We start from the raw sequence: 12,769 nt of genomic DNA on the forward strand, positions 1-12,769 counted from the left end.
GAGTGAGCATCCCCCTCCGTCCCGGTGTTTCCCCCGCTGAGCGTTCCTTTCGTTCCTTTCGTGCGTTAGGTTGCCGGTTGACTGCGGAGGGTGCAGGAGGCGGCATGTGGGTCGTCGGTACTCAGCGGGCGAAACCGCTGACCAGCACGTCCGGCTCGTGGTTCCGACAACGGTTGTTGGAGATCAGTCCTGACCTCGGCCCACCCGGCGTGGCGTACTTCGAGGTGCTCGTTCCCGCCGCCGGCGGCGAACCGGACCTCGTCGTGCCCGCGCTGCTGTTCACACCCGGTGCCCTGTTGGTGGTGGAGTTCCGATCACTGCCCTGGTACCGGCGGGGCGAACTGCGGGTGGAGCTGACCGGGCCCTGGACCGTGGACGGCATGGACTCCGGACTGGGCGACGAGGTCGACCGCAACCCGGGGGAACGCGTGACGAGGATGGTGTTCGCCCTCCGCGACCACCTCCGGCGGCACGGCCTCGCGGATCTGCCGGTCCGCGGGCTGGTCTGCGTGGCCGGCCCCGGTCTCCGCGTCCGCCAGCCGCGCTCGGTGCGCCGCCTCGGCCACTACGCGGTGTGCGTGGCCGACTCCGCCGCCATCGCCAAGGCGGTGGCCCGGCAGGCCGGCGGCCGCGGGGTGTGGGACGCCGAGGACGTCCGGGAGGTCCTGCGTTCGCTGCACCTGCACTTCGACATGCCCCAGGACCACCAGCTCGCCCCCGACGACTTCGACGGCCGAGGACGTGACGACGTCCGCGCGGTCACCGAGACCCGGTCGGAGCCGGCCGAGGGCGGGGGACCAGCGGAGAAACCCGATCGGGGGGAGCCGGACCCCGTCGAGGAGGCGGAGAAGGACCTGCCGCTGGCCGGCCTGCGCCGGTTCGTCCGGCCCGAGCTGCTGGTGGTCCCCGCCATCCTCATCCCGGCCATCGTGGCCATCGCCTTCATCGTCTGGCTGGTCAGCGGTGTCACCGGCGTCCTGTCCTGGTTCGGGTCATCCGACGAGGACGCCGCCGCACCGGTACGGATCGGCGAGACCGCCCAGGTCGACGGGCAGCAGTTCAACGTCATCGCCGTCGCCACCAACAACGACTGCGGCGAACACGCCACCGACGGGCTGCGGGAGTTCTTCACCAGGAACCCGTGCGAGCGCCTGGACCGCACGGTGTACCGCGGCGAGGTCGACGGAGCGCCGGTCGACGTGCTCCTCGCCGAGGTGGTGATGCCGGACGAGGAGACGGCGCGTGCCCTGGACGACGAACTCGGCCGCCCCGACCCGGGCCGCCTGGTCGGACCCCGGCTCACCGGCGAGCCGGTGGCCCTGGCCAACAGCGGAGCCGACACCGTCGAGTTCGTCACGACCGCCACCACGGTCCGTCACGACCTGGTGGTGCGCAGCGCCCATGCCAGTTCGGCGGACCCCGCCCGCCCGGCGCCCCCCGAGGCGCTGGCACGGCTGCGGGACGCGGTGCTGCGCTCGGAGACCTGACCGGGTGGAGCCCGCCCGGCACTCACCAGCCGGTTCGGAGTTGTCGGAGGGTGGCCGTAACCTTGGGTGAATGGCCGACCCGTCGACCTACCGTCCTCAGCCGGGTTCCATCCCGGACGCGCCTGGCGTCTACAAGTTCCGCGACGAGCACGGCCGGGTCATCTACGTGGGGAAGGCGAAGAGCCTGCGCTCCCGCCTGTCCTCCTACTTCGCCGACCTCACCGGCCTGCACCCCCGCACACGCCAGATGGTCACCTCGGCGGGTTCCGTCGAGTGGACCGTGGTCAGCACCGAGGTGGAGGCGCTCCAGCTCGAGTACTCCTGGATCAAGGAGTTCGACCCCCGGTTCAACGTCCGCTACCGGGACGACAAGTCATACCCGGTGCTCGCCGTCACCATGAACGAGGAGCTGCCCCGGCTCCTGGTCTACCGGGGGCCGCGTCGCAGGGGAGTCCGCTACTTCGGTCCGTACGCGCACGCCTGGGCGATCCGCGAGACCCTCGACATGCTGCTACGGGTCTTCCCCGCGCGGACCTGCTCGGCGGGGGTCCTGCGGCGCCACCAGCAGATCGGGCGCCCCTGCCTGCTCGGGTACATCGGCAAGTGCTCCGCTCCGTGCGTGGGACGGGTCACCCCCGAGGAGCACCGTGACATCGTCGACGACTTCTGCGACTTCCTCGGCGGCCGCACCGACACCATGATCCGCCGTCTGGAGCGGGAGATGGGCGAGGCGGCCGAGGGCCTGGAGTTCGAACGCGCGGCCCGACTGCGCGACGACCTGGGTGCGCTGCGGCGGGCGATGGAGAAGCAGGCCGTCGTCCTGGGTGACGGCACGGACGCCGACGTCATCGCCTTCGCCCAGGACGAGCTGGCGGCGGCGGTCCAGATCTTCCACGTCCGGGGCGGGCGGGTCCGGGGCCAGCGGGGTTGGGTGATCGACAAGGTCGAGGCCACCGACACCCCGGCCCTGGTCGAGCGGTTCCTCAGCCAGTTCTACGGCGAGCAGGCGACGCTCGTGGAGGTGACCGACACCGACTCGGACGCGGCGGCCGTCCCCCGCGAGGTGCTGGTTCCCGAGCTGCCCGCCGACGCCGAGGCCGTCACCGAGTGGTTGAGCGGGCTGCGCGGGGGGCGCGTGCGCCTCCGGGTCCCCCAACGCGGGGACAAACGGGCGTTGATGGAGACGGTCGCCCGCAACGCGGCGGAGGCGTTCGCGCAGCACAAGCTGCGGAGGGCCGGCGACCTGACCGCCCGGTCCGCCGCGCTCCAGGAACTCCAGGACGGCCTCGCGCTCGACAGCGCCCCGCTGCGCATCGAGTGCGTCGACGTCAGCCACGTCCAGGGCAGCGACGTCGTCGCCTCCCTCGTCGTCTTCGAGGACGGGGTGCCCCGCAAGTCGGACTACCGTCGGTTCGCCGTGCGGGAGGGCGCCGAGGGCGGGGACGTGGCCTCCATCGCGGAGGTCACCCGACGCAGGTTCGCCCGCTTCCGGAGCGACGGTGAGCGCCAGGACGCCGCCGAACGCCGGGTCACCGAGGACGCGGTGGCCGAGACCCTGGGTGGGGCCTCGGCCACCGGGTCCGACACGGGCACCCCCGCCGGCGTCGACCCCGAGACGGGCCGGCCACGACGCTTCGCGTACCCGCCGAACCTGCTGGTGGTCGACGGTGCCGGGCCGCAGGCGAACGCCGCGGCCGACGTGCTCGCCGACCTCGGGATCACCGACGTCGCCGTCGTCGGGCTGGCCAAGCGCCTGGAGGAGGTCTGGGTGGCCGGCGAACCGGACCCGGTGATCCTGCCGAGGACCAGTGAGGCCCTGTACCTGTTGCAGCGGGTCCGCGACGAGGCGCACCGCTTCGCCATCGCCTACCACCGGCAGAAGCGGTCGTCCAGGATGACCAGGTCGGAGCTGGACGACATCCCGGGGTTGGGCCAGGCCAGACGGACCGCGCTGCTGAAGCACTTCGGTTCGCTGCGCCGGTTGCGGGCGGCGAGCGTCGAGGAGATCAGCGGGGTGCCGGGAGTGGGCCGGCACACCGCGGAGGCGGTGCGACGCGCGTTGTCGGGGGAACAGGAAGGGCGGACGGAGCGTCCCACCCAGGAGAGGAACGAAGGGGGAGCCAAGTGAGGGCAACACCCGTGGACGAGGGCGGCGCGGAGGGCACCGGCATCGAGGTGGCCGTGGTCACGGGGCTCTCCGGCGCGGGCCGGAGCACCGCGGCCAAGTGCCTGGAGGACCTCGGGTGGTTCGTGGTCGACAACCTGCCGCCCGAGCTGATCGTGACGATGGTGGAGCTGGGCGCCAGGTCCAACGCGGTGATCACCAGGGTCGCGGTGGTCATGGACGTCCGCAGCCGCGCGTTCACCGACGACCTGGCCTCCGTCATCAAGGACCTCGACGCCAGCGGTTACAAGCCGAGGGTGCTGTTCCTGGAGGCGACGGACGCGGTGCTGGTGCGCCGCTTCGAGCAGGTGCGGCGCGGCCACCCGATGCAGGGCGACGGGCGGCTGGTCGACGGCATCACCGCCGAGCGGGCGCTGCTCGCCCGGCTGCGGGCCGAGGCCGACCTGGTCCTGGACACCAGTGCGCTCTCGGTCCACCAGTTGCGGGCCAAGATCGAGGACACCTTCGGCACCGAGGCCAGCACGCACACCCGGGTCACCGTGCTGTCCTTCGGCTACAAGTACGGGCTGCCGATGGACGCCGACCTCGTGATGGACGTCCGCTTCCTGCCCAACCCGTTCTGGATCCCCGAGCTGCGCGAGTTCACCGGGCAGGACGCCGACGTGCGCAACTACGTGCTGGGCCAGGAGGGGGCTGAGGAGTTCCTGGAGCGATACCACGAACTGTTGCGGCTGGTCGGGGCCGGTTACCGGCGGGAGGGCAAGCGGTATCTCACACTGGCGGTCGGGTGCACGGGGGGGAAGCACCGCAGCGTGGCCCTGTCCGAGGAACTGGCCGGCCGGTTGGCCACCGAGGACGGGATGGCGGTGACCGTGGTACACCGGGACCTCGGCCGCGAGTAGGCCCCACGACGACGGGGGGTGCTCGCGGCATCGCCACCCGGTAGGGCCGGGCCCGGTCGCGGCCGGCTCGGCCCATGTCAGCGAGGACCTTCGAGAGTATGACGACAGTGCCCGAGGCACGGACGAACGACGCCGGAGCCGGTTGGTCCCGGCCACCGCGAGTGGTCGCGCTCGGCGGGGGCCACGGCCTCCAGGCCACGCTGGCCGCGCTGCGCGGGGTGACCCCGCGGGTGACGGCGGTGGTCACCGTCGCCGACGACGGTGGCTCGTCCGGTCGGCTCCGCAGGGAACTGGGCCTGCTGCCCCCGGGGGACCTGCGGAAGGCTCTGGAGGCGCTGGCACCCGACGGACCGGACGGGCAGCTGTGGTCCCGCGTCTTCGGCCACCGGTTCGGCGGGAGTGGCGCCCTGGCTGGGCATGCCGTGGGCAACCTGCTCATCGCCGGACTGCTGGAGGTCCTCGGCGACCCGGTGGCCGTGCTGGACCACGTTCGACGGCTGCTCGGCGTGCGGGCCCGGGTCCTGCCGATGTCCACCGAACCGCTCGACATCGAGGCCGAGGTGTCCGGACTGTCGGACAACCCGCACCGGCTCCGGCGGATCCGGGGTCAGGTCGCCGTGGCGACTACCCCCGGTCGGGTGAAAAGGGTGTGGTTGCGCAACGTGGCCGATCCTGACGGACGGCTCACGGCCTGCCCGGAAGCGGTACACGCGGTGCACTCCGCGGATGTCGTCATCCTCGGCCCGGGATCGTGGTTTACCAGCGTACTGCCGCATCTGCTGCTCCCCGAGCTGCACGACGCCCTGCTGACGACCACCGCCCGTAAGGTCCTCGTCCTGAACCTTGTCCCCCAACCGGGTGAGACGGCCGGTTTCTCGCCCGAGCAGCACCTGCACGTACTCTCCGAACATGCTCCGCGTCTGCGGGTGGACGACGTCATCGCCGACATCGACTCGGTGCCGACGCCCGACCGACTGCGTCGCGCCACCGGCGAACTGGGCGGCACCACGCACCTGAGACGGGTCGCCGACGACGACGCTCCGGACCGGCACGACCCGGCCGCGCTGGGTGCCGCGCTCGCCGCGGCGATCGGCGTGGCGGACCGGACCGTGGAGCACTCCGGTGGCGCCGAGGGCGTCGCCGACCTGGACCGGTTTGGGCTTGCCGGGCCGGCTGACCTGTGCGGTCAGCCCAGCGGACCGGCGGCGCGCGCAGACGAGGAGGACGAGCGGTGGCGATGACCGCGGCGGTCAAGGACGAACTCAGTCGCCTGGTGGTGACGAAGACCTGCTGTCGTCGTGCCGAGGTGTCCGCGCTGCTGAGATTCTCCGGCGGCCTGCACATCGTGGCCGGCCGGGTGGTCGTCGAGGCGGAGGTCGACACCGGCTCGGTGGCCCGCAGGCTCCGGAAGGAGATCCACGAGCTCTACGGCTACACGGCCGAACTCCAGGTGATGACGTCCGGAGGGCTGCGCAAGGGCACCCGGTACGTCGCGCGGGTGGTCAAGGACGGTGAGGGGCTGGCACGGCAGACCGGCCTGCTGGACTCCCGGGGCCGGCCGGTGCGGGGCCTCCCCGTGCACGTCGTCTCCGGCGGTGCCTGCGACGCCGAGGCCGCGTTGCGCGGGGCCTTCCTCGCCCACGGGTCCCTCACCGAGCCCGGTCGGTCCTCCGCGATGGAGGTCACCTGCCCGGGGCCGGAGGCGGCACTGGCCCTGGTGGGCGCCGCCCGGCGGCTGAACGTGCAGGCCCGCTCGCGCGAGGTCAGGGGGGCGGACCGGGTCGTGGTCCGGGACGGCGACGCGATCGGCGCCCTGCTCACCAGGCTGGGAGCCCACGCCAGCGTGCTCGCGTGGGAGGAACGGCGGATGCGCCGCGAGGTGCGGGCCACCGCCAACCGGCTGGCGAACTTCGACGACGCCAACCTCCGGCGGTCCGCCCGGGCCGCGGTGGCGGCGGCCGCCAAGGTGGAGCGGGCGATCGAGCTGCTGGGCGACGACGCCCCCGACCACCTGGTGGTGGCCGGGCAGCTCCGGCTGAGCCACCGGCAGGCCTCGCTGGAGGAGCTCGGCCAGCTGGCCGAACCCCCGATGACCAAGGACGCCGTCGCCGGCCGCATCCGCCGCCTGTTGGCGATGGCCGACAAGCGCGCCAGGGATCTGGGCGTGCCCGGAACGGACTCCGCCGTCACCCAGGAGATGTTGGAGGTCGACGCCTGAGGCGCCGGGGTCCCCTCGGCGCGGCCGCGAACCGCCGGTGGGACCGCCAGTGGGCGTAGCCTCGATGGCGGCGCCGGGGCGTCGAGTACGCGGTGCCCCTCGGGGGCGAGCCCACCGGGCCCTCCCGCCCGACTCCGGCGGTCGACCCCGCCCACGAGCGGTCGCCTTCCCGGGACGCACCGGACGCCGCTGGGACCGGGTCGGCCGGCGGCGAACTCCGCCGGTTACGGTGGACTGGTTCGATCAAGTCGAACGCCGGTCCGTGTGACCTTGGTCGGCTGTTGGGCGCTAGGGTGGCGCTCGGCAACGTGGCCAACCTTCATCATGCCCACCGGCCAGTGCGGCGAAGGGCTGCGCCGGTCCGAGTAGCGAGGAGACGTACCGTGACGGTTCGCGTAGGTGTCAACGGTTTCGGGCGCATCGGGCGCAACTTCTGGCGCGCCGCCCAGGCCAGCGGCCAGGACATCGAGATCGTCGCCTTCAACGACCTCGGCGACGTGGCGACGATGGCCCACCTCCTCAAGTACGACAGCGTCCTCGGCAGGCTGAGCGAGGAGGTCAGCGTCACCGACGAGGGCATCAAGGTGGGTGACACCACCATCAAGGCGCTCGCCGAGCGCGACCCGGGCAAGCTGCCCTGGAAGGACCTGGGCGTCGACGTGGTCGTCGAGTCGACCGGCTTCTTCACCAAGGCCGACGACGCCAGGAAGCACATCGACGAGGGTGGCGCGAAGAAGGTCATCATCTCGGCCCCGGCCAAGGGCGAGGACCTGACCGTCGTCCTCGGCGCGAACGACGACAAGTACGACGGGTCGCAGAGCGTCATCTCCAACGCCTCCTGCACCACCAACTGCCTCGCGCCGCTGGCGAAGGTCCTGCACGACACCTTCACCGTGGAGCAGGGTCTGATGACCACCATCCACGCCTACACCCAGGACCAGAACCTCCAGGACGCGCCGCACAAGGACCTGCGTCGCGCCCGCGCGGCCGCCGTCAACCTGGTGCCGACCAGCACCGGCGCCGCCAAGGCCATCGGCCTGGTGCTGCCGGAGCTCAACGGCAAGCTCGACGGCTACGCCGTGCGCGTCCCGGTGCCGACCGGCTCCGCCACCGACCTGACGGTGACGGTGGGCCGGGAGACCTCGGTCGACGAGGTCAACGCCGCGTTCAAGGCCGCGGCCGACGGCCCGCTGGCCGGCATCCTCCGCTACAGCGAGGACCCGATCGTCTCCACCGACATCGTCACCGACCCGGCCTCCTGCATCTACGACGCGCCGCTGACCAAGGTCATCGGCAACCAGGTCAAGGTCGTCGGCTGGTACGACAACGAGTGGGGCTACTCCAACCGCCTGGTGGACCTGACCGCCCTGGTCGGCTCGAAGCTGGCCTGACCGGCGCGCGCGAGCGAGGGGTGGGAAGGACAACCTCATGGTGACGAACACTGGGTCGGCGACCGGTGAGGACGGCCGGCCGGCCGTCGCGACGCTGGACGACCTGCTCGCGACCGGGGTCGCCGGACGGCGGGTCCTGGTGCGGGCCGACCTCAACGTGCCGCTGGACGGAACTCCCACCCCGGACCTCCCGGGCGGGAGGATCACCGACGACGGTCGGGTGCGGGCCTCCCTGCCCACGATTCGGGCGCTGGCCGAGGCCGGCGCCCGGGTGGTGGTGGCCGCGCACCTCGGCCGGCCCAAGGGGGCGCCGGAGGACAGGTTCTCGCTGGCCCCGGTGGCCAGCCGCCTCGGTGAGCTGCTGGGCACGCCCGTCGCGCTCGCCGACGACGTCACCGGGCCCTCGGCCCGGGAGACGGTCGGGGGCCTGGCCGACGGCCAGGTCGCCCTGCTGCAGAACGTGCGGTTCGACAGCCGGGAGACCAGCAAGGACGAGGCGGAGCGCGGCGCGCTGGCCGAGGAACTCGCCGGGCTCGTCGGCGAGGACGGCGCCTTCGTCTCGGACGGCTTCGGGGTGGTGCACCGCAAGCAGGCCTCGGTCTACGACGTGGCCAGGCGGCTCCCGCACTACGCCGGCGGCCTGGTGCTCTCCGAGCTGTCGGTGCTCCGCCGCCTGACGACCGACACCGCCAGGCCCTACGTGGTGGTGCTCGGTGGCGCCAAGGTCTCCGACAAGCTCGGGGTCATCGCCAACCTGCTCACCAAGGTCGACCGGCTGCTCATCGGCGGCGGCATGGCCTACACCTTCCTCCGCGCCAAGGGCTACGAGGTCGGGCAGTCGCTGCTCCAGGAGGACCAGCTCGACCGCGTCCGCGGTTTCCTCGCCGAGGCGGAGGAGCGTGGCGTGGAGCTGGTGCTGCCGGTCGACGTGCTGGCGGCCAAGGAGTTCGGGGCGGACGCCGAGTACCAGGTGGTGGACGCGGACGCGATCCCCGCCGACCGGCAGGGACTGGACATCGGCCCGAGGACGCGGGAGCTGTTCGCCGGCAAGCTCGCCGACGCGGCGACGGTCTTCTGGAACGGTCCGACCGGTGTCTTCGAGTTCGAGGCGTTCTCGGGCGGCACCAGGGCGGTCGCGGAGGCGTTGGTCGGCAGCTCGGCCTTCACCGTGGTGGGCGGGGGCGACTCCGCCGCGGCGGTGCGCGCGCTCGGCCTGCCCGAGGACGGGTTCTCCCACATCTCCACGGGTGGCGGCGCCTCCCTGGAGTTCCTGGAGGGCAAGGCCCTTCCCGGCGTCGAGGTTCTGGAGGACTGACACCAGATGGCAGCCAGGCAACCGCTGATCGCGGGCAACTGGAAGATGAACCGCAACCACCTGGAGGCCATCGGTCTCACCCAGAAGGTGGCCTTCGCCCTGCCGGAGAAGTACTTCGAGAAGGTCGAGGTGGCGGTGCTGCCACCGTTCACCGACCTCCGCAGCGTGCAGACCCTGGTGGACGGGGACAAGCTGCGGCTGAAGTACGGTGCCCAGGACCTGTCGCCGCACGACTCGGGCGCCTACACCGGCGATGTCTCCGGGGCGATGCTGGCGAAGTTGGGTTGCACCTACGTCGTGGTCGGGCACTCCGAGCGCCGCGAGTACCACGCCGAGGACGACGACCTGGTCAACCGGAAGGTGCGGGCGGCGCTCAAGCACGGTCTGCGGCCGATCCTCTGCGTCGGGGAGCCGCTGGAGGTGCGGGAGGCCAGCGGTCACGTCGAGCACACCACCGCCCAACTGCTGGCGGGGCTCAAGGGGCTCCGCGCGGAGCAGGTCGCCGACGTCGTGGTGGCCTACGAGCCGGTGTGGGCGATCGGCACCGGCCGCGTCGCCACCCCGGCCGACGCGCAGGAGGTGTGTGCCGCCATCAGGTCCGCGCTGGCCACGAAGTACGGTGACGAGGTCGCCGGACAGGTGCGCGTGCTCTACGGCGGCTCGGTGAAGTCGGGCAACATCGGCGAACTGATCGAACAGCGGGACGTGGACGGCGCCCTCGTCGGCGGTGCCAGCCTCGACGGGGACGAGTTCGCCAAGCTGTCCGCCCTCGCCGCGGGGGGCCCGCTGCCCTGATCACGCCAACGGTGTGGCCTTCCGGTCGACTCCGTTGCGTGATTGACTGCCGGGTACCCTGTGATGCCTACCGCCGTACTGCGAGGATGAGATGAAGTTCTTCCTGCAAATCACACTGGTGATCTCCAGCCTGGCGCTGGTGATGTTGGTTCTGCTGCACAAGGGTCGCGGCGGAGGGCTGTCCTCGCTCTTCGGAGGCGGGATGCAGTCCAGCCTGTCCGGTTCGAGCGTCGCGGAGAAGAACCTGACCAGGATCACCCTGTTCGTTACGGCTATCTGGGTGATTTGCATCGTCGCGGTGGGATTGCTGCTCAAGGTGGAGTAATTGGTATGACGTGGCGTTCGCGCGCCACGTCGTGACGGCGGGACGTCGCGACCGGCGGGGCCAGCGGGTCCCGCCGGGGTCGTGAGTGGCGACGATCGAGGATCGCAGGGGTGTTGAGGGCCGATGGCAGGTGGTAACGCGATCCGCGGCACGCGGGTCGGTGCTGGGCCGATGGGGGAGTCCGAGCGTGGCGAGTCCGCCCCGCGACGGCGCATCTCCTACTGGTGCGCGAACGGGCACGAGTCGCGTCCCTCCTTCGCGGTGGAGGCGGAGATTCCGGAGATGTGGGACTGCCCACGCTGCGGTTTCCCGGCCGGCCGCAACGAGGAGAGGCCGCCGGACCCGCCGCGGACCGAGCCGTACAAGACCCACCTGGCCTACGTGAAGGAACGGCGTAGCGAGGCCGATGGCAGGGCCATTCTCGACGAGGCCCTGTCCCGGCTGCGGCAACAGCGGGGACGCTGATCACGTCCGCTGTCGCTGGCGGCGACCACGGGTGGCCGGGCCCGGCGTGAGCCGGGGAACGGGATTTCGGGACCAGTCGACGGCCCGGCACGTGACGACGTGCCGGGCCGTCGGTGCGCGTGGGGGTGGTCGGGCCTGCCGGGGGCGCGCGTCTCGACCGCCGACCGGCGTGCGGGGTAGTGAACCCCTCGTGCCGTCGAGACGCCGTCGAGACCCCTGTGGGAGCCGGTCGTCCGCGCCGGCGCGGACGTGCGGTGCGTGCCGCGACGTCACGGCGAGGCCGGCGGCGGACGCCGTGCCCCGCCCGCGTTCCCGGGCCCGCTGGGGTGGCGTGGTGGGCCACCCGCCGGGTTCCTGCCGGGCTCTCACGGCGGTGGTAACCCGAGGGAGTGGGTGACCACTGCGGAAGGAATCCGAAATTCCCGGCATATAACGCGTCCTGTTGATCTTTGCGCTCACACGTTCGGGTCAAACGCTCCAGCGTGGATTCGGCGTGGCGCCGCGACGTCCGATGACTACCCTGCCGGTTTGTTCCCGGCGCTGTCCGTGGTCCGCGACGACGCGTCCCCGTGTCCCGCCAACCCGTGTGCCGAGGTGACGTCCGCTGGGACGGGCAGGGAACGGCCGGCGATCCCGAATCCGTGCGAGCCAGAGGATCACCGTCGTGCCAGAGCACAGCCAAGCCTTCGACTTCCGAGGTTTCACCTGCGAGATCCGCATCGTCGATGCGGAGGACCCGGCTCTCGCCCCCCTCGTGCTGCTCGGTGGGGCGTTCCAGGACAAGCACTCCTGGGCTCGGCACGAGCGGGAGTTCCTGCGCCGCACCTCGGTGGTCACGGTTGACCTGCCTGGCTGGGGGTCGGCGGACCCGCTGCCCCGGCAGTACGGGGTGGACTTCCTGTGCGAGGCGCTCCACCACCTGCTGGTGAGCTCGGGCCTGTCCCGGGTCAACGTCGGCGCGGGCTCCTACGGCAGTGGGATCGCCTATCGACTCGCCCAACGGTTCCCCGGCCTCGTGGACAGGTTGGTGCTGGTGGGCACGATGACCGAGCTGCCGGAACGGGCGCGGGCGGACGTGGAGAACACCGTCCGGCTGCTCAGGTCGGGTGACCGGGACACCTTCGCCGAGCGGGTGATCGAGCTCCTGCTGTGCCAGGACCCGGGCGTGGTGGTGCGCAAGCGCGACGTGCTGCGCCGCCTGCTCGGAAGGCAGCTGCGCCAGCTCGGGGAGGACGCCGCCGAGAAGTACGTGCACAACACCGAGCGGCTGCTGGCCTACCGCTGGGACCGCTCCACCAGCCCGCCGACGCTGCCGATCCTGGTGATGACCGGGGAGCACGACCCCTTCACCACTCCCGAACTCTGCCGGGAGGTCGCCAAGGACTGCCCGGACGCCAGGTTCACCACCGTGCGGGACTCGGACCACCTCGTCTACCTCGAACGTCCCGTCGAGTTCGTCGAGGTGGTGCTGACCTTCCTGTCAGGGGAACCGGTGGACGTCCTGCCCTGCTGCACCCCCGTGGAGTACTTCGGCGCCGCCCGGCCCTGACCGGGGCCACGCCGCTGAGCAGGCGCTGACCCGGGGTGGCTCGGCGCGCGGCGCGGCCGGTGTTCCCGGGGACCGGGTGGACCGGTGCCCCGTGGCGGCCGGTGCGGCGCGTTGGCCCCAGTGAGGTGGTGGAGCCGCCGAGCCCCGTCCTCCCGCCGGTCGGGAGGACCAGGGGCGGGACCACCCGACCGGCCGGC

General features: G+C 72.0%; 11 protein-coding genes. All 11 read left to right on the top strand.

All coding sequences use genetic code 11. From position 1 onward, the window contains the following. The first annotated feature begins 104 nt into the window (after nt 1-104). The 11 genes from G443_RS24270 to G443_RS24320 all read left to right on the top strand — a co-directional run bounded on the left by G443_RS24270 (nt 105) and on the right by G443_RS24320 (nt 12,572). The gene (locus G443_RS24270) at nt 105-1,487 is read left to right on the top strand and encodes a hypothetical protein (RefSeq protein WP_026420090.1); all 1,383 of its coding nucleotides are present in this window, start codon (nt 105-107) and stop codon (nt 1,485-1,487) included. A 70-nt stretch (nt 1,488-1,557) separates the two neighbouring features. Then, nucleotides 1,558-3,615 carry an excinuclease ABC subunit UvrC gene (gene uvrC / locus G443_RS24275; protein WP_026420091.1) on the top strand — a complete coding sequence of 686 codons (2,058 nt, stop codon included), beginning with the start codon at nt 1,558-1,560 and terminating at the stop codon, nt 3,613-3,615. Continuing rightward, a complete protein-coding gene (gene rapZ / locus G443_RS24280; protein ID WP_245588914.1) occupies nt 3,612-4,514 on the top strand; it encodes an RNase adapter RapZ in 903 nt (300 codons plus the stop codon). The genes uvrC and rapZ overlap by 4 nt, the downstream gene beginning before the upstream one ends. A 98-nt stretch (nt 4,515-4,612) precedes the next feature. Further along, nucleotides 4,613-5,755 (top strand): gluconeogenesis factor YvcK family protein, encoded by a 1,143-nt coding sequence (locus G443_RS24285; protein ID WP_081715632.1) that lies wholly within the window; start codon nt 4,613-4,615, stop codon nt 5,753-5,755. Then, on the top strand, nt 5,746-6,732 hold the full coding sequence (gene whiA / locus G443_RS24290; RefSeq protein WP_026420093.1) for a DNA-binding protein WhiA: 987 nt from the start codon (nt 5,746-5,748) through the stop codon (nt 6,730-6,732). The genes G443_RS24285 and whiA overlap by 10 nt, the downstream gene beginning before the upstream one ends. A 383-nt stretch (nt 6,733-7,115) precedes the next feature. Beyond that, a complete protein-coding gene (gap, locus tag G443_RS24295) occupies nt 7,116-8,123 on the top strand; it encodes a type I glyceraldehyde-3-phosphate dehydrogenase (protein ID WP_026420094.1) in 1,008 nt (335 codons plus the stop codon). A gap of 37 nt (nt 8,124-8,160) precedes the next feature. Further along, a complete protein-coding gene (locus tag G443_RS24300) occupies nt 8,161-9,438 on the top strand; it encodes a phosphoglycerate kinase (RefSeq protein WP_051314234.1) in 1,278 nt (425 codons plus the stop codon). A gap of 6 nt (nt 9,439-9,444) precedes the next feature. Beyond that, nucleotides 9,445-10,233 carry a triose-phosphate isomerase gene (tpiA, locus tag G443_RS24305; RefSeq protein WP_026420096.1) on the top strand — a complete coding sequence of 263 codons (789 nt, stop codon included), beginning with the start codon at nt 9,445-9,447 and terminating at the stop codon, nt 10,231-10,233. Nucleotides 10,234-10,324: 91 nt separating this feature from the next. Beyond that, the gene (gene secG / locus G443_RS24310) at nt 10,325-10,558 is read left to right on the top strand and encodes a preprotein translocase subunit SecG (RefSeq protein ID WP_016701243.1); all 234 of its coding nucleotides are present in this window, start codon (nt 10,325-10,327) and stop codon (nt 10,556-10,558) included. A 123-nt stretch (nt 10,559-10,681) separates the two neighbouring features. Next, nucleotides 10,682-11,023, top strand: a complete 342-nt coding sequence (locus G443_RS24315; RefSeq protein WP_026420097.1) for an RNA polymerase-binding protein RbpA — start codon at nt 10,682-10,684, stop codon at nt 11,021-11,023. A gap of 664 nt (nt 11,024-11,687) precedes the next feature. Beyond that, the gene (locus G443_RS24320; protein ID WP_051314235.1) at nt 11,688-12,572 is read left to right on the top strand and encodes an alpha/beta fold hydrolase; all 885 of its coding nucleotides are present in this window, start codon (nt 11,688-11,690) and stop codon (nt 12,570-12,572) included. Nucleotides 12,573-12,769: the final 197 nt, after the last annotated feature.

It is taken from the genome of Actinoalloteichus caeruleus DSM 43889 (genome assembly GCF_000429185.2).
Taxonomy (GTDB): Bacteria; Actinomycetota; Actinomycetes; order Mycobacteriales; family Pseudonocardiaceae; genus Actinoalloteichus_B; species Actinoalloteichus_B caeruleus.

Coding starts and splice junctions, on each gene's coding strand:
- G443_RS24270 (WP_026420090.1), top strand. CDS start 105: ATGTGGGTCGTCGGTACTCAGCGGGCGAAACCGCTGACCAGCACGTCC.
- G443_RS24315 (WP_026420097.1), top strand. CDS start 10,682: ATGGCAGGTGGTAACGCGATCCGCGGCACGCGGGTCGGTGCTGGGCCG.
- secG (WP_016701243.1), top strand. CDS start 10,325: ATGAAGTTCTTCCTGCAAATCACACTGGTGATCTCCAGCCTGGCGCTG.
- G443_RS24285 (WP_081715632.1), top strand. CDS start 4,613: ATGACGACAGTGCCCGAGGCACGGACGAACGACGCCGGAGCCGGTTGG.
- uvrC (WP_026420091.1), top strand. CDS start 1,558: ATGGCCGACCCGTCGACCTACCGTCCTCAGCCGGGTTCCATCCCGGAC.
- G443_RS24300 (WP_051314234.1), top strand. CDS start 8,161: ATGGTGACGAACACTGGGTCGGCGACCGGTGAGGACGGCCGGCCGGCC.
- tpiA (WP_026420096.1), top strand. CDS start 9,445: ATGGCAGCCAGGCAACCGCTGATCGCGGGCAACTGGAAGATGAACCGC.